19 protein-coding genes are annotated in these 25,359 nt (G+C 65.6%); 7 read left to right on the top strand and 12 right to left on the bottom strand.

Annotated features, from left to right (window positions below; genetic code table 11):
* Positions 1-121 precede the first annotated feature (121 nt).
* From GGR36_RS10750 to GGR36_RS10720, 7 genes are all read right to left on the bottom strand, one after another.
* Positions 122-1,132, bottom strand: coding sequence for an L-threonylcarbamoyladenylate synthase (locus GGR36_RS10750; protein WP_183634590.1), 1,011 nt, complete (start codon positions 1,130-1,132; stop codon positions 122-124).
* On the bottom strand, positions 1,129-1,986 hold the full coding sequence (locus GGR36_RS10745) for a dienelactone hydrolase family protein (RefSeq protein WP_183634589.1): 858 nt from the start codon (positions 1,984-1,986) through the stop codon (positions 1,129-1,131). Before GGR36_RS10745 ends, GGR36_RS10750 begins: the two co-directional genes overlap by 4 nt.
* A 16-nt stretch (positions 1,987-2,002) precedes the next feature.
* The gene (locus GGR36_RS10740) at positions 2,003-3,175 is read right to left on the bottom strand and encodes a 5-(carboxyamino)imidazole ribonucleotide synthase (RefSeq protein WP_183634588.1); all 1,173 of its coding nucleotides are present in this window, start codon (positions 3,173-3,175) and stop codon (positions 2,003-2,005) included.
* Positions 3,176-3,199: 24 nt separating this feature from the next.
* Positions 3,200-3,694 (bottom strand): 5-(carboxyamino)imidazole ribonucleotide mutase, encoded by a 495-nt coding sequence (purE, locus tag GGR36_RS10735; RefSeq protein ID WP_183634587.1) that lies wholly within the window; start codon positions 3,692-3,694, stop codon positions 3,200-3,202.
* Between the two features lie 77 nt (positions 3,695-3,771).
* On the bottom strand, positions 3,772-4,629 hold the full coding sequence (gene folD, locus GGR36_RS10730; RefSeq protein WP_172203170.1) for a bifunctional methylenetetrahydrofolate dehydrogenase/methenyltetrahydrofolate cyclohydrolase FolD: 858 nt from the start codon (positions 4,627-4,629) through the stop codon (positions 3,772-3,774).
* 60 nt (positions 4,630-4,689) lie between these two features.
* Positions 4,690-5,313: a response regulator FixJ gene (gene fixJ, locus GGR36_RS10725; protein WP_183634586.1), complete on the bottom strand. Its 624-nt coding sequence runs from the start codon at positions 5,311-5,313 to the stop codon at positions 4,690-4,692.
* Positions 5,288-8,005: a PAS domain S-box protein gene (locus GGR36_RS10720; protein ID WP_183634584.1), complete on the bottom strand. Its 2,718-nt coding sequence runs from the start codon at positions 8,003-8,005 to the stop codon at positions 5,288-5,290. The genes fixJ and GGR36_RS10720 overlap by 26 nt, the downstream gene beginning before the upstream one ends.
* Positions 8,006-8,588: 583 nt before the next feature.
* Here GGR36_RS10720 and aceE point away from each other — a divergent pair.
* The 3 genes from aceE (at position 8,589) to lpdA (ending at position 14,836) form a co-directional block, all read left to right on the top strand.
* Positions 8,589-11,267, top strand: a complete 2,679-nt coding sequence (gene aceE, locus GGR36_RS10715) for a pyruvate dehydrogenase (acetyl-transferring), homodimeric type (protein WP_183634583.1) — start codon at positions 8,589-8,591, stop codon at positions 11,265-11,267.
* 91 nt (positions 11,268-11,358) lie between these two features.
* On the top strand, positions 11,359-13,023 hold the full coding sequence (gene aceF / locus GGR36_RS10710; protein ID WP_183634582.1) for a dihydrolipoyllysine-residue acetyltransferase: 1,665 nt from the start codon (positions 11,359-11,361) through the stop codon (positions 13,021-13,023).
* 16 nt (positions 13,024-13,039) lie between these two features.
* On the top strand, positions 13,040-14,836 hold the full coding sequence (gene lpdA / locus GGR36_RS10705) for a dihydrolipoyl dehydrogenase (protein ID WP_183634581.1): 1,797 nt from the start codon (positions 13,040-13,042) through the stop codon (positions 14,834-14,836).
* Positions 14,837-15,226: 390 nt separating this feature from the next.
* Here the strand turns inward: lpdA and holA are convergent, their stop codons facing one another.
* From holA to GGR36_RS10680, 5 genes are all read right to left on the bottom strand, one after another.
* The gene (holA, locus tag GGR36_RS10700; RefSeq protein ID WP_183634580.1) at positions 15,227-16,255 is read right to left on the bottom strand and encodes a DNA polymerase III subunit delta; all 1,029 of its coding nucleotides are present in this window, start codon (positions 16,253-16,255) and stop codon (positions 15,227-15,229) included.
* Positions 16,256-16,262: 7 nt separating this feature from the next.
* Positions 16,263-16,793 (bottom strand): LPS assembly lipoprotein LptE, encoded by a 531-nt coding sequence (locus GGR36_RS10695; protein ID WP_183634578.1) that lies wholly within the window; start codon positions 16,791-16,793, stop codon positions 16,263-16,265.
* Complete coding sequence (locus GGR36_RS10690) at positions 16,790-17,320, bottom strand: GNAT family N-acetyltransferase (protein WP_207064246.1); 531 nt, start codon at positions 17,318-17,320, stop codon at positions 16,790-16,792. Before GGR36_RS10690 ends, GGR36_RS10695 begins: the two co-directional genes overlap by 4 nt.
* A 1-nt stretch (position 17,321) precedes the next feature.
* The gene (gene leuS / locus GGR36_RS10685) at positions 17,322-19,946 is read right to left on the bottom strand and encodes a leucine--tRNA ligase (protein ID WP_420847491.1); all 2,625 of its coding nucleotides are present in this window, start codon (positions 19,944-19,946) and stop codon (positions 17,322-17,324) included.
* Positions 19,947-20,054: 108 nt separating this feature from the next.
* Positions 20,055-20,360, bottom strand: coding sequence for a hypothetical protein (locus GGR36_RS10680; RefSeq protein ID WP_183634574.1), 306 nt, complete (start codon positions 20,358-20,360; stop codon positions 20,055-20,057).
* Between the two features lie 240 nt (positions 20,361-20,600).
* Here GGR36_RS10680 and GGR36_RS10675 point away from each other — a divergent pair, with 240 nt between their 5' ends.
* From GGR36_RS10675 to GGR36_RS10660, 4 genes are all read left to right on the top strand, one after another.
* Complete coding sequence (locus tag GGR36_RS10675) at positions 20,601-21,650, top strand: oxidoreductase (RefSeq protein WP_183634573.1); 1,050 nt, start codon at positions 20,601-20,603, stop codon at positions 21,648-21,650.
* 8 nt (positions 21,651-21,658) lie between these two features.
* Positions 21,659-22,150, top strand: coding sequence for a heme-degrading domain-containing protein (locus tag GGR36_RS10670; RefSeq protein WP_183634572.1), 492 nt, complete (start codon positions 21,659-21,661; stop codon positions 22,148-22,150).
* Positions 22,151-22,213: 63 nt separating this feature from the next.
* Positions 22,214-23,041, top strand: coding sequence for a MipA/OmpV family protein (locus GGR36_RS10665; protein ID WP_183634571.1), 828 nt, complete (start codon positions 22,214-22,216; stop codon positions 23,039-23,041).
* Positions 23,042-23,197: 156 nt separating this feature from the next.
* Complete coding sequence (locus GGR36_RS10660; protein WP_183634570.1) at positions 23,198-25,234, top strand: SPFH domain-containing protein; 2,037 nt, start codon at positions 23,198-23,200, stop codon at positions 25,232-25,234.
* Positions 25,235-25,359: the final 125 nt, after the last annotated feature.

Genomic DNA, 25,359 nt, shown 5'->3' with positions numbered 1-25,359 from the left:
ACATCACACATCGATCATGGCCTGGCCCAGGTCATCAGGCCATGCGGCGGAGTATGGAAAGTCCCGCATTGTAGGCGGTCGGCTGCGTGCCGCGCACCTGTACTTGCGGGCACGCGGCGATTCAGGTCTCGTCGTCTTCGCCGGAGCCGACAGCGGCGCGACCGAGGCGGTCGATGACGGCTTCCCAGCCGGCTTGTGCAGGTGGGGCTTCGACGAGGATTTGCGTGGCGCCGATGGCGTCTAGCGCACGCAGGTTGGCATACAGGTCGTGGGCGTAGCCGGCGGCGTTTTCCGGGGCCTCGATCCAGGAGCGGTGAGGCGTTGTGCTTGCTTGGCGACGGGCGATCACGGCGGTGTCGGGGCCGGTGGCGGCAAGCGCCGCTTCCAGCGCTTCCGCGGCAACCAGCGAGAGCGGCGTGCGCGGCGCATAGTGTGCGGCGAGCGAACCGGACACGCGTGGCGCATCCCCTGCATGTGGCATGGCCGGTGCGCGCATGGTCGGGCGACGGCCGATCACCGCGGCGATCGCATCGGGGCCGATGGTGCCGGGGCGCAGGATCACGGCGCCCGCTTCGTCGAGACGCGAGAGATCGAGAATCGTCGATTCGATGCCGACATCGCAGGCGCCGCCGTCGAGGATCATCGCCACCCGTTCGCCAAGTTCATCATCGACGTGCTGTGCAGTGGTGGGGCTGATGCGGCCGAAACGGTTTGCCGAGGGGGCGGCAATGCCGCCGCCGAAGGCGCGCAGCAGCGCGAGCGCAACTGGGTGGTCCGGCACGCGCAAGCCAACGGTGTCCTGCCCGCCGGTCACCACGTCGGGCACATCGACTTCCTTTTTCAGGATCAGCGTCAGCGGGCCGGGCCAGAAGGCGCGGGTGAGTGCGATGGCCTCTTTCGGAATGTCGCGCGCCCAGTCCGGCAGTGACGCCGCGTCGGCCAGATGCACGATCAGCGGATGGTCCGCCGGGCGGCCCTTGGCGGCGAAGATCTGCGCCGCGGCGTCGGGATTGGAGGCGTCCGCGCCAAGGCCGTAGACCGTCTCGGTCGGCAGTGCGACGAGTTCTCCCGCGCGCAGCAGTGCTGCGGCACGGGTGATGGTGACGGCGGTGGGTTGCTGGATGCGGGTCATTTCAGGTGCATTGCGAAGAAGTCGAAAACGCGCTTCATCGCATCCTCTCGCGCGGCAGGATTGGGCGCCACGGTAACGCCTTTGCCCGGATGAACACCGTTGGGGACTTCGCTGCGGACATGCGGCGCCTTCAGCGCCGGGTTGTCGAAGTCGTGGAAGGTGTCCGGGTAGGTCACGAGATCGAGTGGCTCGCCCCGCGCTTTGAGAAGGCTCGCCAGTTCCACGCAAGGCGCGGCGGGTGTCCAGTCATCGGCTTCGCCGATCAGCAGCAGCGTCGGTGCGGTCGGATGGAAGCTGTGGGCGTGTTCAAGGCGCGGCGTGCATCCGGGATAGAACGAGGCCGCTGCCGTGAAGCCTGTATCACCCGGAAGCGGTGCGGTGATGGTGTCGAGCACCGTGCCGCCGCCGTTGGACCAGCCGATCAGCCCGACATCGTGCCCGCCAATGCCCGGCTGCGCGTGCAGCCAGCGCAGCGCGCGGACTGCATCGTCCACACGGTCTGCCTGGTGGATGCTGCGTTCGGCGAATTTCTGCGTGCAGATTTCGCGCAGTCCGCGGGTACTGAAGCTGTCGAGCATCAGGGCGACATAGCCTCGCGCGGCGAGCGCCTCGCCCCACATCTGGTGGCGAGCGTTCAGCTCGCCATTCCGTGCGTAGGCGCCGCCGCAGCCGTGCAGCATCAGCACCGCCGGGTGGGCGCCAGCGCCGGTCGGCTCGAACAGGAAGGCGCGCAGGGCCGGCGCATTGCCGCCTGCCGGGATGCTCACCTCCTTCGGTTGCATCGCAGCGAGTGATGCGCCTGCCGGTGCGAGCAGCGCGCACGCGAGTATCCGGCTGAGCGCGCGGGGCAGCATGGCTCGGGCGTCCCGCTTACTCGTCGCGGATGCCGATGGCCGTTCGCGCCGCCATGGCAGTCGCGACCGCCTTGGCCGGATCCGCGTCGATCACCGTGAAGTGGCCCATCTTGCGGCCGGGGCGGGCGTGGTGCTTGCCGTACAGGTGCAGCTTCAGGTTCGGGATCGCGAGCAGCTGCGACCAGTCCGGCTCGCGGTAGTGGCCGTGCGAATCCGGGCCGGGTTGGGTCGGGTCGTACCAGATGTCGCCAAGCAGGTTCACCATCACCGCGGCGCTGTGCGCGCGAGCGTCACCCAGCGGCAGGCCGACCAGGGCGCGCACCTGCTGTTCGAACTGGTCGGTGACACAGGCGTCGATCGTGTAGTGGCCGCTGTTGTGCGGGCGCGGCGCCATCTCGTTCACATACAGCTCGCCACGCGAAACGAAGAACTCGACCGCCATGGTGCCGATGTAGTCGAGCTGCTCGGCGATGCGCTCGGCCAGCTCTTCAGCGGTATCGCGCTGGCAGCCGGAGGCGCGCGCCGGTGCGATCGATACATCGAGGATGCCGCGTGCGTGCGCGTTCTCAGCGGTCGGGAAGCACTTCACCTTGCCGTGCTCGTCGCGCGCCAGCACCACCGACACTTCGTAGTCGAGCTTGAGCATCTGCTCCAGCACGCAGGCTTCGCCCTTGAAGGCCTGGAAGGCGGCGAGCGCTTCGTCGTGATTCGCGACGCGCGCCTGGCCCTTGCCGTCGTAGCCGAAGCGGGCGACCTTCAGGATGCCGGGGAAGAGCACGGACGGCGCGTTGCGCACATCGGCTTCCGTATTGATCGGCGCGAAGGGGGCGTGCGGGATGCCGTTGTTCGCGAGAAAGGTCTTCTCGGCAACGCGGTTCTGGCAGATCGCAACGGCGTCCGCCGAGGGGCGCACCGGCACGAACTTGGCGAGGTAGTCGAGGGTGCCGGCCGGCACGTTCTCGAACTCGGTGGTGATTGCCGCGCAGCCGGCGGCCAGCTGATCCAGCGCGGCGTAGTCGTCGAACTCCGCTTTCAGGTGGCGATCGGCGGCGACGCCGGCCGGGCTGTTGGGATCCGGGTCGAGCACCCAGACCTTGTAGCCCATTTCATGGGCGGCCAGCACAAAGAAGCGGCCGAGCTGGCCACCGCCAAGCATGCCCAGGGTGGCGGGCGGGAGGATTGCGCTCATCTGCTCAGTCCGTCGGCGAGAAGTTCAGACTTCGTCGAGTTTCATTTCCAGCACGCTCTGCGTCTGCTTGGCGCGGAAGGCGTCGAGCATGATCCGCAGGCGGCTGTTCTCGTTGGCCAGCATCGCAACCGCGAAGAGGCCGGCGTTGGCCGCACCCGCTTCGCCGATCGCGAAGGTGGCAACCGGGATGCCCTTGGGCATCTGCACGATCGAGTGCAGCGAATCAACGCCCGAGAGCGCCTTGCTTTGCACCGGCACGCCGAGCACCGGCACGGTGGTCTTGGCGGCCAGCATGCCCGGCAGATGGGCTGCACCGCCAGCGCCCGCGATGATCACCTGCAGGCCGCGGTCGCGCGCCGCTTCGGCATATTCGAACATCAGGTCCGGCGTGCGGTGGGCGGAGACGACGCGCGCTTCGAAAGGCACGCCGAATTCCTTGAGGATGCGGGCGGCGGCCTGCATCGTCGGCCAGTCCGAGTTGGAGCCCATCACGATGCCGACAACGGGTTGTTCGTTCATTTTTTCTTCCAGAGAAGCAAGATCGCGGATGGGCGTGCGTGGTCACGCCTCATCCGCATGTCCGCGGGGGCGGGTGTTCAGGCCTTGGCGGCCGCGCGTTGTGCGGCAAGCAGGGTGTTGCCGAGCAGCATCGTGATCGTCATCGGGCCGACGCCGCCGGGCACCGGCGTGATCAGCGAGGCGACCTGGCTGGCGGATTCGAAATCGACGTCGCCGCAAAGCTTGCCCGAGGGCAGGCGATTGATGCCGACGTCGATCACCACCGCGCCGGGCTTGAGCATGTCGCCGGTGACGAAGTTCGGGCGGCCCACCGCGGCGACGACGATGTCGGCGCGCTTCACATGGCCGGCGAGATCCTTGGTCTTGGAATGGCACACGGTGACCGTGGCGCCGGCGGAGAGCAGCATCACGGCCATCGGCTTGCCAACGATGTTGCTGCGGCCGATCACGACCGCGTCGGCGCCCTGTACCTGAACGCCGCCGACTTCCAGCATCTTCATCACGCCCCACGGGGTGCAGGGGTAGAAGCTCTCGCGGCCCTGCAGCAGCATGCCGAAGTTCTCGGCGTGGAAGCCGTCGACATCCTTGGCTGGGTCGATCGCTTCGAGCACGGCCTCTTCATCGAATTGCTTGGGCAGGGGCAGTTGCACCAGGATGCCGTGCACGCTCGCGTCGGCATTGAGTTCGGCGATCTTGGCCAGCACCGTTTCGGGCTGGGCGTCAGCCGCGTATTCGAACTTCAGCGAGCGGAAACCCGCTTTCTCGCAGGCGGCGACCTTGTTGCGGACGTACACCGCCGAGGCGGGGTCCGAGCCGACGAGGATCACGGCGAGGCAGGGCTGGGTGCCTTGCGCGGTGAGTTGGGCTGCCTTCAGGGCGATGTCTTCGCGGACCTGTTCGGCGATTGCCTTGCCATCGAGAATGCGGGCGGTCATGGGCTAAGTCCCGGAATATTCAGGAAAACCGGGCAGTCTACCATCGTGGGTGACGGGCGGCTACTTTCCGGCGCTCATCACCATCTGCACCAGTTCCGCGAGGCTGGAAACGTCCATTTTCTCCATCACGCGGGCGCGGTGCACCTCAACGGTCTTGATGCTGATGCCCAGGTCGTCGGCGATCTGCTTGTTGAGCCGGCCAGCGACGATCAGGTCGAGCACCTCGCGTTCGCGCGTGGTCAGCTGGTCGAGGCGGCGCGCGGTCTCGGCGTCTTGCCGCCGCTGGGTGCGCTCACTGCGCTCCGCTTCGAGGCAGTTCGCGATCAGGCGCAGCATGTCCTGATCGTTGAAGGGCTTCTCGATGAAGTCGACGGCGCCTTTCTTGAGCGCCGACACCGCCATCGGCACGTCGCCATGGCCGGTGATGAAGATGACCGGCAGCGTCGAGTGCTGGGCCGCCAGCTTTTCGTACAACTCGAGTCCGCTCATGCCGGGCATGCGGACATCGAGCAGCAGGCAGCCGGCCAGCGCGGGGCTCCAGGCGGCGAGAAACTCTTCCGCCGAGGCATAGGTGGCAACCGCATAGCCTTCCGATTCAAGCAACCAGATCAGGGAATCGCGCAGGGCCTCGTCATCGTCGACGATATGGACGGTCTGTTCAGGCAGGTTCGCCGAGGTGTTCAAGGGATTTCTCCATCGGGAGTGTGAATCGGAAGATCGAGCCGCCTTCGGGGTTGCTGTCCACCCACAGGCGCCCGTTGTGGAATTCGATGATCGAGCGGCAGATGTTCAGGCCCATGCCCATGCCGTCGCTCTTGGTGGTGTAGAAAGCGTTGAAGAGTTTCTCGCGGTCTTCGGCGCTGATGCCATGGCCGTGGTCATGCACCGAGACCTCGACCATGTTCTCGACGATGCGCGCGGTGACGGTCAGCGTGCGGCGATCCTCTTCGCTGTCCTTCATCGATTCGATGCCATTCTTCACCAGGTTCAGCACCACCTGTTCGATCATGATGCGGTCGGCGTAGATCGCGGGCAGGTCGGCGCTGATACGGTTGTCGATGCGGGCGCCGTGCTTGCGTGCGTCGATCTCCGCAAAGCCGAGGGCATCTTCAACGACGTCGATCAGCCTCACAGCGCCGCGTCGCGGCTCGCTCTTGCGCACGAAATCCCGCACACGGCGGATGATCTTGCCGGCGCGATCGGCCTGGTGAGCGGCTTTCTGCATGGCGACGAGCAACTCGTCGGGCTTGTAGCGCCCGCTCTGCAGGCGGTTCACGCAACCTGAACTGTAGTTCGCGATCGCCGAGAGCGGTTGGTTGAGTTCATGCGCCAGCGTCGAGGCCATTTCGCCCATCGTGATCAGGCGCGATGTGCGTTGCAGCCGCTCTTCCTGTTGCCGGTTGAGTTCTTCGACCGTCTTGCGGTCGGTGATGTCGGTGGCCACGGCCATGCGCACCACGCGGCCGTCGACCCAGCGGGCGGCACGTTCTCGCACGTGGTACCAGCGCGCCGAAAGCGGTTGCTGTAGTTCGCCGTCGAAGAGCTCGCGCGGAAGCTGCTCGGGCGACAGCCGGCGCGGGTCGAGCGGATAGTCGCCGAGTTCGGGCTGAGGCAAGGGCAGGCGATGGGTCGTGCGACCGACGGCATCGACGCCGAAGGTCGCCAGGAACGCGCGGTTGGCATACAGGATCGTGTCGCTCTGCGCATCGGCCACATACACGGCGGTGTCCAGGCCATCGAGCACGGCGACGAAGCGCTCGTGCGCGGCTTCCAGTTCGGCGTGGATGCGCTTGGCTTCGGTGATGTCGCTCATCGCCGCCATCCAGCCGGTCTGCTTGCCGGAGGCATCGATCAGCGGCGAGACCATCAGGCGCACCAGTGCAAAACTGCCGTCTTTCTTGCGGATGCGCAGCTCGAAGCCATCGACCGGTGCTGCGCCAACCAGTGACAGGGCGAGGTTGTGCTGGTTCTGGTCGACTTCGTCTTCCGGCCAGTAAGGGAAGGGCGCGTCGATGCCGACCAGATCGGATTCCGAGAATCCGGTCAGCTCGCAGAAGGCGCGGTTCACATAAATGATCCGGCCCTTCATGTCGGTGGCGCGCAATCCGGTCAGCACCGACTCTTCCATCGCGCGCCGGAAGGCAGATTCGGCACGCCAGGCATCTTCCGCGATCTTGCGATCGGTGACGTTGTGGGCGACCGCGTAGATCAGCCGCTCTTCGGGCACCGGGTTGGCGCTCCATACCAGCCATTTGTAGCGACCGTCCGAACAGCCCATGCGCGCTTCGAAGGTGGCGGGCTTGCCCTCTGCGAGCAGTTGCATCTGCTCGCGCGCGGATTCGAGATCGTCGGGGTGCACCAGATCGACCAGCTTGCGGCCGATCATGTCGTCTGCCGGGTAGCCGAGGATGCGCTCGAAGGCCGGGTTGAGGCGCCGGTAGTGCCCGTCCAGCGTCAGCGTGCACAGCACGTCGAGCGAGAGGTTGAAGATGCGGTCGCGATCCTTCTCGACCTTGATCCGGCGCAGCATGTGGCCGCGCTGTGCCCACAGGCTCCAGAACACCAGCACCGAGAGCCCGATGATCAGCGAAACCGGCAGCGCCGAGGGCAATTCCGCATCGCCGCGGAAGGCTGTTGCGCGCAGCGCGAGGCCGTTGCCGGGCGGGTCGAAGACGATCAGGGATGAGAGGGTTGCGTCGGTCGCATTGGTTGAAGTCGCGTTCGAGGCGAGCGGCTCGCCATTGCCATCGGTCAGCGTGAGGCGGTACTTGTCGGAAAACCACGAGGGCACCAGGTGATGCAGCAGGCCGTCGACCGAATAGACGGCGGCGACCATGCCCCAGGGCGAGCGCCCGCGTTGAACCGGAATGAAGATCTCGACCAGCGCCGACCCACCGGCGCCGCGGTAGGGCTGGCCATACGCGGCGCGGCCGAGTTCGCGCGCGTGGCGGGCGACCTGGCCCTGCGCCGGTGTCATGGTGTCGCCGGGCAACCAGTCGGAGGTATCGAAAGGCGCCGACCAGCGCACCTTGCCGCCTGCGTCGATCCACACGACGTTGAGCAGTTCCGGGTTGTTCGCCAGGTACTGGTTGGTGCGCATCTGGAAGGTTTCGCCGTCGATGGTGCCCGCCGCCACGTCACGCGCCAATTCGTTGAGGAAATCCTCGTTGGTCACGAAATGCGTGCGCATCGTTCGCTCAGCCCACTGGACGTCGCGGCCCAGCGCGTTGCGTTCGACCAGCGCTTCCTGCGTCTGCAGCATCCACACCACGGCGAGCATTGCGAGCGCGAACACCACCACCGCCACATAGGGTGCGGTGGAAAACAGTTCCAGGCGGCTTGAGCCGTCCTGTCCTGATCGGGATCGAAGGGCCATCTTGGGTTGTATACGCCGGCGCTCGGGGCGGGTCGGTTGCCGTGCCGTCGTATCGGCACGTTACTGCGACCGTGATGGGCGAAGGATAGCGGAGGAGGCGTCGCTTGACGCCATCTGCGCATCGGGAATTTGCGGCAATGCCTGTCGGAGCGCGCGGAAACGCGAGTGCGACGCGGCATTTTGGGGGTCTTGGGGTACAACGGACTTGTGGGTTTCGCCGGGTGGCATGCGTAACGCGTCGATAGGCGATCCGAGCGGCGCTGCCGGCCGACCAGATGAGAGTGCGTGACGCCGTTTGGATGTACGGCGCGCAAAATGCTGCGTCGCATCAACGACTTGCAAACGAACGTTTGAAAACCCCGACTTCCCTGTTTGAGCAATTTTCTATTGCACAATGCGAGAAGCTGTTTTATCTTTTGAAAAATCGTTGAATTTTGCCGCTGGCTGCCGCTCTCGCCACGGATTAAGCTAGGACTGCTGGCGCGCCTCCGGGCTGCGCCTCAGGACTGAACTCGCAACCGCCGCCCGACGAGGCGGCGGGCTTTTTGGTTGTCCGAATCAAACGAGGAAGGAGAACGCACTGATGGCCGCTCTGCCCAACGTGCTGTTGCAGTCCGATACCGATGCGCTCGAGACCCAGGAATGGCTGGAAGCGCTTGCCGGCGTGCTCGCCCAGGAAGGTCCGGAACGGGCCCACTACCTGATCGAACGCCTGATCGAAGGCGCCCGTGAAGAGGGTGTCGACATCCCGTACAGCGCCAATACCGGCTACATCAACACGATCCCGGCGGATCAGCAGCCCAAGTACCCCGGCGACGTGAACATCGAGCAGCGCATCCAGGCCTTCCTGCGCTGGAACGCGATGGCGATGGTCGTGCGTGCGAACAAGGACACCAACGTCGGTGGCCACATCGCGTCCTACGCCTCGGCCGCGACGTTGTACGACGTCGGCTTCAACTGGTTCTGGAAGTCGCCCTCGAATCCCGATGGCGGCGACCTGATCTTCTTCCAGGGCCACTCGGTGCCGGGCGTCTATGCCCGTGCGCACATGCTCGGCCGACTGACCGACGAGCAACTCGACAACTTCCGCCAGGAAACCGCCGGCAAGGGCGTGTCGTCCTACCCGCACCCTTGGCTGATGCCGGATTTCTGGCAATTCCCGACCGTGTCGATGGGCCTCGGGCCGCTGCAGGCCATCTACCAGGCCCGCTTCATGAAGTACCTCGACAACCGCGGCCTGGCGAAGACTGAAGGCCGCAAGGTCTGGGCCTTCCTCGGCGATGGCGAGATGGACGAGGTCGATTCGATGGGCGCGATCGGCGTGGCCGGCCGCGAACAGCTCGACAACCTGGTCTTCGTCGTGAACTGCAACCTGCAGCGCCTCGACGGTCCGGTGCGCGGCAACGCGAAGATCATCCAGGAACTCGAAGCCGAGTTCCGCGGCGCCGGCTGGAACGTCATCAAGGTCATCTGGGGCACGCACTGGGACACGCTGTTGCAGCGTGACACCAAGGGCATCCTCAAGAAGCGCATGCTCGAGGCGGTGGACGGCGAGTACCAGACCTTCAAGTCGAAGGACGGTGCCTACGTTCGCGAATACTTCTTCAACACGCCGGAACTCAAGGCGCTGGTCGCTGACTGGACCGATGACGACATCTGGCGCCTGAACCGCGGCGGCCACGATCTCTTCAAGGTCTTCGCGGCCTACAAGGCGGCGACCGAGCACAAGGGCCAGCCGACGCTGATCCTCGCCAAGACCATCAAGGGCTTCGGCATGGGCGCATCGGGCGAAGCGCAGAACATCACCCACCAGCAGAAGAAGATGACGCACGAATCGCTGTTGCGGTTCCGCGATCGCTTCGACATTCCGGTCGCCGACGACAAGGTCGACGAAATGCCGCTGGTGAAGTTCGAAGAAGGTTCGCCGGAACTGAGCTACATGCGCCAGCGTCGCATGGACCTGGGTGGCTACCTGCCCAGCCGCCGCACCAAGGGCGACACGCTGCAGGCGCCGGGGCTGGAGGCCTTCGAGGCGCAGCTGAAGGCTTCCGGCGAAGGCCGCGAGTTCTCGACCACGATGGCCTTCGTGCGCATCCTGAACACCCTGCTCAAGGACAAGAACATCGGCCGTCACATCGTGCCGATCGTGCCCGACGAGTCGCGTACCTTCGGCATGGAGGGCATGTTCCGCCAGTTCGGCATCTGGAACCAGTTCGGCCAGAAGTACGTGCCGCAGGATCACGACCAGCTGATGTTCTACAAGGAAAGCCGCGAAGGGCAGATCCTGCAGGAGGGCATCAACGAAGCCGGAGCGATGAGTTCGTGGATCGCCGCGGCGACCTCGTACTCGGTGCACAACGTGCCGATGATCCCGTTCTACATCTACTACTCGATGTTCGGTCACCAGCGCGTGATGGACCTGGTGTGGGCGGCGGGCGACTCGCGTGCGCGCGGCTTCCTGCTGGGCGGCACTGCCGGCCGCACGACGCTGAACGGTGAAGGCCTGCAGCACGAGGACGGCCACTCGCTGATCCTCGCCAACCTGGTCCCGAACTGCCTCTCGTACGACCCGACTTTCGCCTACGAAGTCGCGGTCATCGTGCAGGACGGCCTGCGCCGCATGTATGTCGAGCAGGAAGATGTTCATTACTACATCACGGTGATGAACGAGAACTACGAGCACCCGGCGATGCCGGAAGGTGCCGCGGCCGACATCCTCAAGGGGATGTACAAGTTCCGCGAGGGCGGCGCTACCAAGGGCAAGCAGCCGCGCGTGCAATTGCTCGGTTCCGGCACGATCTTCCGCGAGGTCATCGCCGCTGCCGACCTGCTCAAGTCCGACTGGGGCGTCGAAGCCGACATCTGGGGTTGCCCGAGCTTCAACCTGCTGGCCCGCGACGGCCAGGATGCGGCGCGCTGGAACCTGCTGCATCCGATCGAGACGCCGCGCGTGTCGCATGTCGAGCGCCTGCTCAAAGACACCAGTGGCCCGGTGATCGCCGCGACCGACTATGTGAAGCTGTTCGCCGAGCAGATCCGCCCCTTCGTGCCGGGTCGTTATGTCACGCTGGGTACCGACGGTTTCGGCCGCTCGGACACCCGCGAGGCGCTGCGCAACCACTTCGAGGTGGATCGCCGCTGGGTCACGGTTGCTGCGCTGAAGGCACTGGCCGACGAAGGCACGATCGATCGCGAGAAGGTTGCCGAAGCGATTGCCAAGTACGGCATCGACATCAACAAGCCGAACCCCATCACCGCCTGATGCGACTCCCCCGCGCGGCCGCTGCCCGGTTGCAGCCGGCCGCGACGGCGCGCAAGCGCCGTGGGGGAGCGCGTCCCGACGAGGAACGCACATGAGCCAACTGATTGAAGTGAAGGTCCCCGATATCGGTGACTTCAAGGACGTGCCGGTGATCGAGATCGCGGTGAAGGTCGGCGATACCGTCGCCGCCGAGGCCACGCTGATCACACTGGAGTCCGACAAGGCGACGATGGACGTGCCAAGCCCGGCCGCCGGTGTCGTCAAGGAAATCAAGGTTGCTGTCGGTGACAAGGTTGCCGAAGGCGCGCTGGTCGTGGTGCTGGAAGCCGCCGCGACCGTAGTAGCCCCGGCCGCACCCGCAGCAGCACCGGCACCCGCCGCTCCGGCGCCTGCCCCGTTGGCAGCGGCCCCGGCTCCGGCTGCCGCACCCGCCGCGGGTGGTGAGCTGGTTGAAGTGACCGTGCCGGACATCGGCGACTTCGCCGACGTGCCGGTGATCGAGATCGCCGTCAAGGTTGGCGATGTGGTCGCCGCCGATGCGGCCGTGGTCACGCTGGAGTCGGACAAGGCGACGATGGATGTGCCGACGCCGGTTGCCGGCGTGGTCAAGGAAGTGCGCGTCAAGGTCGGCGACCGCGTGTCGCAGGGCGCGCTGATCCTGGTTGTGGAAGCCGCTGGCGCTGCTCCGGTTGCCGCTCCGGCGCCGGTGGCCGCCGCCGCGCCCGCAGCGGCAGCACCTGCACCGGCCGCTGCTCCGGCGCCTGCCGTGGCCGCTCCGGTGGCCGCTGCGCCCGCGGTCACCGCGCCGGCCGGCAAGGCGCACGCCAGCCCGTCGGTGCGCCGCTTTGCACGCGAACTGGGCGTCGACATCGCCAAGGTGCCGGGCACCGGTCCGAAGGGCCGCGTCCTGCACGAAGACGTGCAGAACTTCATCAAGGGCGTGTTCAGCCAGATTTCGACCGGCGCGCTCGTACCGGCCGGTTCGGCGGGCGCTGCCGGCGGTGGCGTCACCGGTGGTGGCGAACTCAACCTGCTGCCGTGGCCCAAGGTCGACTTCAGCAAGTTCGGCCCGGTTGATGCCAAGCCGCTGTCGCGCATCAAGAAGATCTCTGGCGCCAACCTGCACCGCAACTGGGTCCAGATCCCGCACGTCACCAACCATGACGACGCGGACATCACCGACCTCGAAGCCTTCCGCGTGCAGATGAACAAGGAACTCGAGAAGAGCGGCGTCAAGCTGACCATGCTCGCGTTCATGATCAAGGCGGCGGTTGCGGCGCTGAAGAAGTTCCCGACCTTCAACGCCTCGCTCGACGGCGACAACCTGGTGCTCAAGCAGTACTACCACATCGGTTTCGCTGCCGACACGCCGAACGGCCTGGTTGTGCCGGTGATTCGTGATGCGGACAAGAAGGGCGTCTCCGCAATCGCGCAGGAAATGGGCGAACTGGCGAAGCTCGCGCGCGACGGCAAGCTCAAGCCGGACCAGATGCAGGGCGGTTGCTTCACGATCAGCTCGCTGGGCGGTATCGGTGGCGTCTACTTCACGCCGATCATCAACGCGCCGGAAGTCGCCATCATGGGTGTCTGCAAGTCGCAGATCCGCCCGGTGTGGGACGGCTCGGCCTTTGTGCCGCGTCTGATGCTGCCGCTGTCGCTGTCGTGGGATCACCGCGTCATCGACGGTGCCGAGGCTGCCCGTTTCAATGCTTACTTCGCCGGCGTGCTGCAGGACTTCCGCCGCGTGCTGCTCTGAGCCGGAGACCTCAAGGATGAGCCAGATTATCGAAGTGAAGGTGCCGGACATCGGCGACTTCAAGGATGTGCCGATCATCGAGATCGCGGTCAAGCCGGGTGACACCGTCAAGGCCGAAGACGCGCTGCTGACGCTCGAATCCGACAAGGCGACGATGGATGTGCCGAGCCCGGCCGCCGGCGTCGTCAAGGAGCTCAAGGTCAAGGTGGGCGACCGCGTAGGCGAAGGTGCCGTGGTGCTGACGCTGGAAGCGGCTGCTGCTGCCTCAGTTTCCCAAGCTGCCGCCGAAGCGCCGAAGCCCGCAGCGCCCTCTGCCGCCCCGGCTCCTGCAGCAGCTCCGGCGGCCCCGCTGCCTGCCGGCAGCTACAGCGGCGCAGTCGATATCGAGTGCGAAATGCTGGTGCTGGGCGCAGGCCCCGGCGGCTACTCCGCCGCCTTCCGCTCGGCCGACCTCGGCATGAAGACGGTGATGGTCGAACGCTACCCGACACTGGGCGGCGTGTGCCTGAACGTCGGCTGTATCCCGTCCAAGGCGTTGCTGCACGTGGCAAACGTGATCGAGGAGGCCTCGCACTTTGCCGACGTGGGCGTCGCCTTCGACAAGCCGACGGTGGATCTGAACCGCCTGCGTGCGCACAAGGAAAAGGTCATCGGCAAGCTGACCGGTGGCCTCGCCGGCATGGCCAAGGCGCGCAAGGTCGATATCGTTCGCGGCTACGGTCAGTTCCTCGACGCCTACCACCTTGAAGTGGCGCTGACCACCGGCTCGGGCTCCGAGCTGAGCGGCGAGAAGAAGGTCATCCGCTTCCAGAAGGCGATCATCGCCGCCGGCTCGCAGGCGGTGAAGCTGCCCTTCCTGCCGGACGATCCGCGTATTGTCGATTCCACCGGCGCGCTGGAACTGCGCCAGGTTCCGAAGCGCATGCTGGTGATCGGCGGTGGCATCATCGGCCTTGAAATGGCGACGGTGTATTCCGCGCTGGGCGCACGCATCGACGTGGTCGAAGCGCTGGAAGGCCTGATGACCGGTGCCGACCGCGATGCGGTCAAGGTCTGGGAAAAACAGAACCTGCACCGCTTCGACAAGGTCATGCTGAAGACCCGCACGGTGGGTGTGACCTGCCGGCCGGATGGCATCCTGGTGAAGTTCGAAGGCGAGAACGCTCCGGCCGACGAGCAGAAGTACGACCTGATCCTCTCCGCCGTGGGCCGCAGCCCGAACGGCAAGAAGATTGGCGCCGAGAAGGCCGGCGTGCATGTCACCGATCGCGGCTTCATCCCGGTAGACAAGCAGCAGCGCACCAATGTGCCGCACATCTTCGGCATCGGCGACATCGTCGGCCAGCCGATGCTGGCGCACAAGGGCGTGCATGAAGCACACGTCGCCGCGGAAGTGGCAGCCGGCCAGAAGTCCTTCTTCGACGCGACGATCATTCCGTCGGTGGCCTACACCGAGCCGGAAGTGGCCTGGGTGGGCGTGACCGAGATCGAAGCGAAGGCGAGCGGCCGCAAGATCAACGTGGCGAAATTCCCGTGGGCAGCGTCCGGTCGCGCCATCGCGAACGGCTGTGACTACGGCTTCACCAAGCTGATCTTCGACGAAGAGACACATCGCGTGGTCGGTGGCAGCATCGTCGGCCCCAACGCGGGCGACATGATCGGCGAGATCGCGCTGGCGATCGAGATGGGTTGTGACGCGGTGGATATCGGCAAGACCATCCACCCGCACCCGACGCTGGGTGAGTCGATCGGCATGACGGCAGAGGTTTTCGAAGGCACCTGTACCGACCTGCCGCCGATGAAGAAAAAGTAAGGAAGTCTCGGGGGAGACTGACTGGGATGCGGCGGCTCTTCGGAGCCGCCGCGTTTCCTTTACGGTGTCATAAAAAGATTGAATGGGCGTTGTATTGCTTTTGTTCGAGGGGTGACTTAGGGTTAACCCCGACGGACACCCGGGAGCGCAATAGGCCTCCGGTGAAATCCCTCCCTCCCCGCACCGGGTTGCGCATGGCTGCTCCCCCTGTCATGACGCCCGCCGGGCCTTCCGGGGTGTTCCTGTCACACAACGGCGAGCAAGTGATCCGCTCGCCTCAAACAACGGACTGCGCGTATCGACACTCCAGCCGCCCCGGTGGCGGAGTGAATAACAAAAGCTCGGCGACCTCAGGTCGCCATTTTTTTGTCCTGCAGGTTCACGGGTGGATCAGGCGCGGCGGCGTTTCGGGGTGTTCGCCAGGCGCAGCGCGAGTTGCAGGAACTCGTTCCACAACTCGCCTTCGCCGACGCCCTTGATGATGCGGTCGACGCGGGCGGCGTGCATCAGCGCGGCGCGCAGCGCACCAAGCGACAGCCTTGGCAATGCGCGCTGGATCAGTGCCTGCTTATCACGATCGAAGACGCGTTCGCGCTTGAACAGCGCCGCGAGCGGCTGCCCGCTATCCTGTCCGGCGCGCAACAGCGCAAGCGAGCGGATTTCCGCCGTCATCGCCCACAGCACCAGCGGCGGTGCGGCGCCTTCGCCCTGCAGGCCTTCGATCAGCCGCGTCAGTCGTGCGGGGTCGCCCTCCAGCAGGGCGAGGCGCAATTTCTCGGTGTCGTAGCGCGCGACATTCAGCACCGCATCCTGCACCTGGGCCAGCGTGAGTTCGCCCGGCTCGAACAGCAGCGCGAGTTTCTGCAGTTCCTGATGCGCCGCCAGCAGATTGCCTTCGACATGCTGGGCGATGAATTCGAGCGCCTCTTGTGGTGCGCGCTGCTTCTGTCGCGCCAGCCGCCCGGCCAGCCAGTCGGGCAGTTGGGCGAATGGCGGTGCGTTGCATTCGACTTCGACGGCCGCTTCGAGCAGCGCGACGAACCACGCCGCCTTGCGCGCTGCCCAGTCGAGTTGCGGCAGGGTGATCAGCGTGATGACGCCCTGAGGGTCGAGGTGCTTGACATAGCGCTGCAGCGCCTCGCCGCCCTCGCGGCCCGGCTTGCCGGTGGGGATGCGCAGGTCGATCAGCTTGCTGGAGCCAAACAGCGACAAGTTGCCCGCGGCCATCTCCAGCGTGTTCCACTTGAAACCATGGGTGACCACCAGCACTTCGCGTTCGTCGATGCCTCGCGTGCGTGCGGCACTGCGGATGGCATCGGTCGCCTCGAGCACCAGCAGGGGCTCATCGCCATGCACGACGTAGAGCGGCGCGAGACCCTTGTCGAGTTGCGCGATCAGTTGTTCCGCACGCAGCGCCATCAAATGCTCAGCGGGCCGGGGCGGACTGCGTGGCGGGGATTTCGGGCAGCGGCCAGGGTGCGCTGGCCATGCGGCGCAGGATGCGCTGCACCAGATCGTTTTCCATTTCGCGGTGGTACTGCGCTTCTTCCTGTTCCTTGGCCAGCACCAGCGAATCGTTGAAGGTGATCTCGCGTCTGGCGGTCAGTTCGGTTGCGGGGATTACCTCGCGGCCCTTGCGGTCGACCACCTTGAACACGATGCGGTCGCGCAGTTCGTACTCGCGCACCCGGCCATCGGTGTTCAGCGTCAGGATGATCCGCTCCTTCACATCCTGGACGATGATCAGGCTGACCTCAGCGTCATCGGCCTTTTCCATCACCTGTGTGCCGCCGTTGGCCGCGATCTGGCGGCGCAAGTTTGCGCCCGCCTCGCTGTAGGCCGACACGCCGAGGTGAATCGATTTGAAGGGCAGCGGTTGCGCACCGCGCAGGTGAAAACCGCATGCGCTCAACAGTGCGATGCAGCCGAGCAGCAGGGCAGAGCGAAGTCGCGTCACGTGTTTTCCTCGGTCGGGAGCTGCGGCGGGTTGGGATGCAGGCGTGCCATCACAACGGTGTCGGCGAACTGGCCGTTGCGCAGCGCATCGCCGCGCAGCACCGCTTCGCGCACGAATCCGCAGGATTCGTAGAGTTTGATCGCGCGCGCGTTGTCGGAGAACACGCCCAGCTCGATCCGCTGCAAGCCCAGCCAGTTATCGGCGACATCGAGCAAGGCGTGCATCAGCGCGCGGCCGATGCCCTTGCCCTGCCAGTCGCGATCCACAGTAATGCCGAGGTGTGCCGCGTGGGCACGTCGCGGACCGGTCTCGCGATGCAGGCCGGCGAAGCCGACGACCTCGCCGTCGACCTCGGCGATCAATGGCGCTTCGATTGGTGCGTTGCTTGCCAGTCGGGCCTTCCAGTGTTCGACCGAGGGGTAGGGCTGCTGCAGCGTGTTGGCGAAGACCTCGACCGGCGCCAGCACGCGGGCGAACGCGGCGGCGTCGCCCGGCTCCGCGCGGCGAATCCTGATCGTAACCCCCACGTCAGCAGACAATGTTCACCAGGCGACCCGGCACGACGATGACCTTCTTCGCCGGTTTGCCTTCCATGAACTTCTGCGCGACTTCCGACGCGACCGCAGCGGCCTCGATCGCCGCCTTGTCGGCCGATGCGGGCACCGTGATGCTGCCGCGGGTCTTGCCCAGCACCTGCAGCACCAGTTCGATTTCGTCCTGGATCAGCGCTTCGTCCTGAGGTTCCGGCCAGGCGGCGTGGAGAATGTCGTCACCGAATCCCAGTTCGCGCCACAGCGCGTGGGTGACGTGCGGGGTAATCGGCGAAAGTACGCGCAGCAGGATGCCGAAGCACTCTTCCAGCACCTCGGCCGCCAGCGGCGTGTCACGCGGGGCCTTCTCGATCGCATTGAGCATCTTCATCGTGGCCGAGGCGACGGTGTTGAACTGCTGTTTGCCCAAATCGTAGTTGGCTTGCTTGAGCAGCAGGTGGATTTCGCGCCGCACGGCCGCGAGATCGGCCGGCAGCTTGGTCGCGGCGAGCGTGCGCTCGGCCGGCAGCTGCGCCTTCAGCTCGCTCGCGAAGACATGGCCGAAGCCCCACACGCGGCGCAGGAAGCGGTAGGCGCCTTCAACGCCGGCATCGGACCATTCCAGCGTTTGCTCGGGCGGCGCGGCGAACATCATGAAGAAGCGCGCCGTGTCGGCGCCGTACTGGTCGATGATGGCCTGCGGATCGACGCCGTTGCTCTTGGACTTCGACATCGTGGTCATCTCGAAATCCAGCGGCGTGCCGTCCTTCTTCAGCGTGGCGCCGGTGATCTGGCCGTGCGCATTGCGCACCAGGTCGACTTCCTCTTCCCAGTAGTAGTTCTTGCCGCCGCTCTCCGGCTTGTGGGAGAACGCGGTGTTCAGCACCATGCCTTGCGTCAGCAGGCGCGAGAAAGGCTCGCGGTAATTCACCAGGCCGCAGTCGCGCATCACCTTGGTCCAGAAACGCGAATACAGCAGGTGCAGGATCGCGTGTTCGATGCCGCCGATGTACTGGTCGACGGTCATCCAGTAGTTGGTCTCGGCATCCACCATCGCAGTGTCGCTGAAGCTGCTGCCATAGCGGGCGTAGTACCAGGACGAATCGACGAAGGTGTCCATCGTGTCCGTCTCGCGGCGCGCCGGCTTGCCGCACTTCGGGCAGTTGCAGGCGAGGAAGCTCTCGAGCTTGTTGAGCGGATTGCCCGAGCCATCCGGCACGCAGTCTTCCGGCAGCACGACCGGCAACTGATCATCCGGCACCGGCACCGAGCCGCAGTCATCGCAGTGGATGATCGGGATCGGGCAGCCCCAATAGCGCTGGCGCGAGATGCCCCAGTCGCGCAGTCGCCACTGCACCTTCTTCTCGCCGATGCCGCGGGCTTCCAGCAACTCGGCGACCTTGTTCACCGCCGCTTCGTAGCCGAGCCCGTCGAGCACGCCGGAATTTACATTGACGCCGCGTTCCTTGTCGCCGTACCAGGGTTTCCAGGCGTCGAGCGAGAACTGTTCGCCCTCGACCTGTACGACCTGCTCGATCGCGATGCCGTACTTCTTCGCAAAGGCAAAGTCGCGCTCGTCGTGGGCCGGCACGCCCATCACCGCGCCGTCGCCGTAGCTCATCAGCACATAGTTGCCGACCCAGACTTCGACTTGCTTGCCGGTCAGCGGGTGGGTGACGAAGAGTCCGGTCGGCAGGCCTTCCTTCTCCATCGTCGCCATGTCGGCTTCCATCACTGAGCCGTGCTTGCACTTGTCGATGAAGGCGGCGAGTTCGGGGTTGTTCTGCGCGGCGTGGGTGGCGAGCGGGTGCTCGGCGGCCACGGCGCAGAAGGTCACGCCCATGATCGTGTCGGCGCGGGTGGTGAAGACCCACAGCTTGCCGTCGCCGATCAGGCCGGACTCGTCCGAAATCTCGTGCGGAAATGCAAAGCGCACGCCGATGCTCTTGCCGATCCAGTTGGCCTGCATCAGCTTTACGCGTTCCGGCCAGCCGGTCAGCTCATCGAGGTCACCCAGCAGTTCTTCGGCGTACTGGGTGATGCCGAGGTAGTAGCCGGGAATCTCGCGTTTCTCGACCACCGCGCCGGTGCGCCAGCCGCGGCCGTCGATCACCTGCTCGTTGGCGAGCACGGTCTGGTCGACCGGGTCCCAGTTCACGACCTGGGTCTTCTTGTAGGCGATGCCCTTTTCGAGCATGCGCAGGAACAGCCACTGGTTCCATTTGTAGTAGCTGGCGTCGCAGGTGGCGAGCTCGCGGCTCCAGTCGATCGCGAAACCGAGCGACTTGAGCTGCATCTTCATGTAGGCGATGTTTTCGCGCGTCCACTTGGCCGGCGGCACGCCGTTCTTGATTGCCGCGTTCTCGGCCGGCAGGCCGAAGGCGTCCCAGCCCATCGGCTGCAGCACGTTGTAGCCGCGCATCTTGTGCGAGCGCGACAGCACATCGCCGATCGTGTAGTTGCGCACGTGCCCCATGTGCAGCTTGCCCGAGGGGTAGGGGAACATCGACAGGCAGTAGTACTTCGGGAGCGAATCGTCCCGGGAGACCTCGAAGGCCTGGGTGGTATCCCAATGGGTTTGGGCGGTGCTTTCGACCTGTTTGTGGTCGTACTTGTTGTCCAGCATGGGCGTGCGCTCGCGGCAGAAAGGCGAAAACACGCATTCTACCGCCCGTGCGCTGCGGTGCGGAACAACGACGCCCGGCCTGGCTTGCCGGGCGGGCGTGCGAACTCAGGCCGGGCGCTGAAAGCTGGCGCGCAGGCCGCCGAGCAGGTCTTCAAACGCCTGTAGCGGCAACTGGGCGAGGTGATGCTGGGTGCGCACCATGCGCACGATGTGCGGCGTCGAATGGCGTCGACGCGCCGCGTCGGTCAGTTCGAGCAGGCGATCGTGGGCAGCCGCCCAGTAGTCGGATCCGCCGACCCAGCCGGTGCTTTCGGTGGCGTGGCGCAATGCTTCGTGCCAGTACTCCAGCGCCTGGGTGTCGCTGATGCCGGCCTTGCGGGCCAGCCAGGGAAGGTACATCGGGGCGTGCATGGGGGGCCTTTTCGCCGCGCACGCCCTTGGGGGAAGGGGCGGTGAGTGCTTGGCAAAATTCAGGGTAAACCGCAATGGGGAGTATAAGATCGACGCTCGATCCAAAGTAGAGAGGCAAATCAAATTGTTGCGTCGCAGCAGCTTGATCCGCTTGCCCATGGCCTGTTATTGGCCGCTTGAGCTTTTACGCCACGGGCCGCCAGTGCGCATTTGCCTCGGGTTCTTGCCAGGAGTGCCTACATGAATTCCACCCTCAAGGTTGGCGTGGTCGGTTTTGGTTTTGCCACCGCCACCTTCCATGCGCCCCTGATCGCATCCGTGCCGGGCTTGGCGCTTACGGCGATATCCTCGAGCGATCCGGCCAAGGTGCGGGCCGCGTGGCCGCAGGTCGACACCTGCGAATCGCCCGATGCGCTCTTCGCGCGGCCGGACATCGATCTGGTCGTGATCCCGACGCCGAACGAGACGCACTATCCGCTCGCGGTGAAAGCGCTCGCGGCGGGCAAGCACGTCGTGGTGGACAAACCCTTCACACTCGACGCAGCCGAAGCCCGTGACCTGATCGCCCGTGCCGACGCCGCCGGGCGGGTGCTATCGGTGTTCCACAACCGGCGCTGGGACGCCGACTTCCTGACCGTCAAGCAGATCCTCGCCAGCGGCGAACTGGGCCGCCTGACCCACTTCGAGTCGCACTTTGATCGCTTCCGCCCGCTGGTGCGTCAGCGATGGCGTGAATCCGGCGCACCCGGCAGCGGCCTCTGGTACGACCTCGGTTCGCACCTGCTGGATCAGGCGCTGCAACTGTTCGGTACGCCGCAGATCATTTCGCTGGATCTGGCCAAGCAGCGCGACGGCGCCGCAGCGGACGACTGGTTCCACGCCGTGCTGCGCTACGACGGCCTGCGGGTGATCCTGCATGCCAGCGCGCTGGTTGGCGACCTTGGCCCACGCTTTGCGCTGCACGGCACGCGCGGCAGCTTCAGCAAGTTCGGCCTCGATCCGCAAGAAGATGCGCTGAAGCTGGGTGGTCGCCCCGGCGCTGCGGACTGGGGTGTCGACCCGCGCCCCGGCACGCTCACGACCAGCGAAGGCGATGCGTTGATTTCCCGCGAATTTGCCGGTGAGCGGGGCGACTACAGCCGCTACTACGCCGCGGTGCGCGACGCGATCCTGCAGGGCGCGTCGAACCCGGTGCCGGCCAGCGATGCGCTGAAAGTGATGCAACTCATCGACCTCGGGCTCGCCAGCTTCCGCGAAGGGCGTGTCGCGCCTGTCGTTGGTCTGGATTGAGGTGAGACATGGACTTCGAACACGAACTGGAAAAACTCGCGCGTCAGGAAGAGACGCTGATCTTCCCCGCGTTTGACGAAGATCTTGCGTGGCAGTTGGGCGAAGCGCTGCGTGTACGTGCAAGGGCAGCAGGCCAGGCGGTGACGATCGTGATCCGCCGTGGGGAGGACATCGTCTTCCTGCACGCCATGCCGGGCACCACGCCGGCCAATGCCGACTGGGCGCGGCGCAAGCACAACGTGGTCACGCTGATGCAGCGCAGTTCCTACGCGGTATCGCTGGAATGCCGGCGCGACGGCAAGGGGCTGGACGAGAAGATGGGCCTGCCGCTGCGTGACTACGCCTGGCACGGCGGCTGTTTCCCGATCCGCGTGGCGGCCGCAGGGATGATCGGCACCGTTACGGTGTCGGGTCTGCCGCAACGGGCGGACCATGAACTGGTGGTGGCCGGGCTGGCCCAGTTGCTCGGTCACGACGAGGCGGCGCTGGCGCTTGACTGAACAGCGGGGCGCGTGGCGCGGCAAACCGGCCCTAGAATCACGCCCTTTGTGGAGCCGCCGCGCATGAAGCTTTTCCCCTTGCTGGCGTCGCTCGCCGTGGCGCTGAGCGCGCCTGCACGCGCCGCCGATCTGCCCAAGTGGGAACTTGGCCTCGGCGTCGGCGCGATGACGCTCCCTGATTACCGCGGGTCGGATGAGCAGCATGCCTATCTGCTGCCGGTGCCCTTCGTGGTGTATCGCGGCGATCGCCTGCGTGCCGATCGCGATGGCCTGCGCGGCAAGCTGTTCGATTCCGATCGGCTGGAACTCGATATCAGCCTTTCGGCCGGCGTGCCGGTGCGCAGCAACGACAACGCCGCCCGCGCCGGAATGCCCGACCTCAAGCCGACGATCGAGATCGGCCCGCAATTGGTGTGGCGGATTGCCGGCAGTTGGGAAGACGGCTATCGCCTGATGGCGCGGCTGCCGATCCGCAAGGTGGTTGCGATCGGCACCGCACAGGATGCCGGCTGGGCGAGCACGCCGACGCTGGCCTTCGACATCTTCGATCAGCCGGTGCCGGGCTGGCGTTTTGCGGTCTCCGGCGGGCCTTACTTCGGCGACCGCGCCAGCCATGCCTATGTGTATGACGTGGCCCCGGAATACGCGCGGCCAGATCGCCCCGCCTACGCGGCAAAGTCCGGCTACGGCGGTGCCCAGCTCACGCTGACACTGTCGCGCCGCATGGGGCGGGCCTGGTTCGGCAGCTTCGTTCGCGGCAGCACGGTAGCCGGCGCTGCCTTTGAAGACAGCCCGCTGGTGCGGCAGCACAACAACATCACCGCCGGTATCTCGGTGGCGTGGTCGTTGTGGGAATCAGCCGAGCGGGTCGATCGCCCCATCGACGAGTGACGCACGATCGCGGGCCGGCGGCGCAGTGTGCGCTTGTTGGCATGCCTTAACGCGTGGCGCTCCTATGCTCGCTGCGGGCTTGATCTGCTGCAGGGCGTGCGGGTGTAAATCGTCCGAGGATCCTGCCTTCCCCTCACTCAAGCGAGACAGGAACTCATGGACTTTTTCGAATCCCTGGTCGGGCATGCCACCTGGCTGTTCGTCCTCATCGGCCTGATCGTCGTGGCGATCGGCTACAAGTGGGTGCTGTGGCTGTTCGGCGTGATCATCGTGCCGGACGACAGCCTTGGCGTGGTCACCAAGAAATTCGTGCTGTTCGGCGCCAACCGCAACCTGCCGGACGGCCGCATCATCGCGCTCAACGGCGAGGCCGGTTACCAGGCCGATACGCTTGCACCGGGCCTGCATGTGGCGCTGTGGCCCTGGCAATACACGGTGGAGCTGGTCAAGTTCTTCACCGTGCCGCAGGGCGAAGTCGGCGTGGTCGAAGCTTGCGACGGCAACCCGCTGCCCAGCGGCCGCATCATCGCCAAGCAGGTCGAGTGCGACACCTACCAGGATGCGCGTGCCTTCCTGCAGAACAACGGCGAGCGCGGCCCGCAGATGGCGCTGATTCCGCCTGGCACCTACCGGATCAACACGCTGCTGTTCAAGGTCGACCTCAAGCCGGCGGTGAGCATTCCGCAGGGCAAGCTGGGTATTGTCGAAGCGCTCGATGGCGCACCGCTGCCCAGTGGCCGCGTGATTGCGCGGCAGGTCGTCTGTGATTCCTTCCAGGACGGCGCGGCCTTCCTGGCCGGCGGTGGCGAGCGCGGCCCGCAGATGTCGGTCATTACGCCGGGGACGTACCGCATCAACCCGGCGCTGTTCGAGGTGCATCTGGCCGAAGTGGTCGACATCCCCGAAAACAAGGTCGGCATCATCACGACCAAGGAAGGCAAGCCGCTGGTCACCGGCGAAATCGCCGGCCCGGAAGTCGCCGGCCACAACATGTTCCAGAACCCGCAGGCCTTCGTCGACAACGGCGGTAGCAAGGGCCTGCAGGAGCAAGTGCTGCTCGCCGGCCGCTACTTCATCAACCCGCGCTTCGCGACGGTGGAAGTGGTCGACATGGTGGAGGTGCCGATCGCCAATGTGGGCGTGGTGATCGCCTATGTCGGCCGCGAAGGCCACGACGTCACCGGCGAATCCTTCCGCCACGGCAACCTCGTCAGCCGCGGCGAGAAGGGCGTGTGGGTCGACCCGCTGGACCCCGGCAAGTACCCGATCAACCCCTATACCCACAAGGTCAGCAACGTGCCGACCGCGAACGTGGTGCTGAACTGGGCGACCGGCAAGACCGAGGCGCACAAGCTCGACGCGAACCTGTCGACGATCACGGTGCGTTCGGCGGACGGCTTCAAGTTCAACCTCGACGTCTCGCAGATCATCCACATCCCGCGCAACGACGCGCCCAAGGTCATCGCGCGCTTCGGCGGCATGGCGGCGCTGGTTACTCAGGTGCTCGAACCGACGATCGGCAACTACTTCCGCAACGCCGCGCAGGGTTCGGACATCATCGACTTCCTGAAAAACCGCTCGAAGCGGCAGGACGAAGCGCGTCAGGCAATCGCCGCGGCGCTGAAGGAATACAACGTCGGCGCGGTCGATACGCTGATTGGCGACATCGTGCCGCCGGACGAGCTGATGAAGACGCTCACCGACCGCAAGATCGCCGAGCAGGAGCGCGTCACCTACGACACCCAGCGCCAGGCGCAGGTCGTGAAGCAGGAACTCGAGCAGGCCACCGCACTCGCCGCCACGCAGGCCCGCGTGGTGGACGCCGAGCGGCAGGTCACGATTGCGGACTTCAACGCCAAGGCCACCGTGAAGGCAGCCGAAGGCCAGGCCCAGTCGAAGAAGATCAACGCCGAAGCCGACGCCACCGTGCTGCGCACCGTGGGCGAAGCCGAAGCCGCGAAGACCCAGGCCGTGGGTGGCGCCGAAGCCGAAGTCATCAAGCTCAAGATCGCCTCGATGGAATCCGGCAACTACGCGATGGTGCAGGTCGCCGAAGCGCTCGCGAAAGCCGGCGTGAAGCTGGTGCCCGATATCGTTGCAGGCGGCGGCAGCGGGCAGGGCGGCACGCTGGTGGATGTGCTGCTGGGGAATTTGATTCGGGAGGGGATGACGAAGCCGAAGGGGGATGGCTGATCTGCCAAGGGCAGCAAAAGAAAGGCGGGGCGTCATGAGCGCCCCGCTGAAGGCGTACCTGCACCGTGGCTATTGGGCTTTCAGGCTCGGACCAACCTGGTGGGACACGTGGCCGCGTTGCGAGT

Origin of the sequence: Niveibacterium umoris, assembly GCF_014197015.1 — a bacterium.
GTDB classification, from domain to species: domain Bacteria; phylum Pseudomonadota; class Gammaproteobacteria; order Burkholderiales; family Rhodocyclaceae; genus Niveibacterium; species Niveibacterium umoris.
The sequence above is the reverse complement of the archived record's forward strand: the minus strand, read 5'-3'. Positions and strand labels throughout refer to the sequence as shown.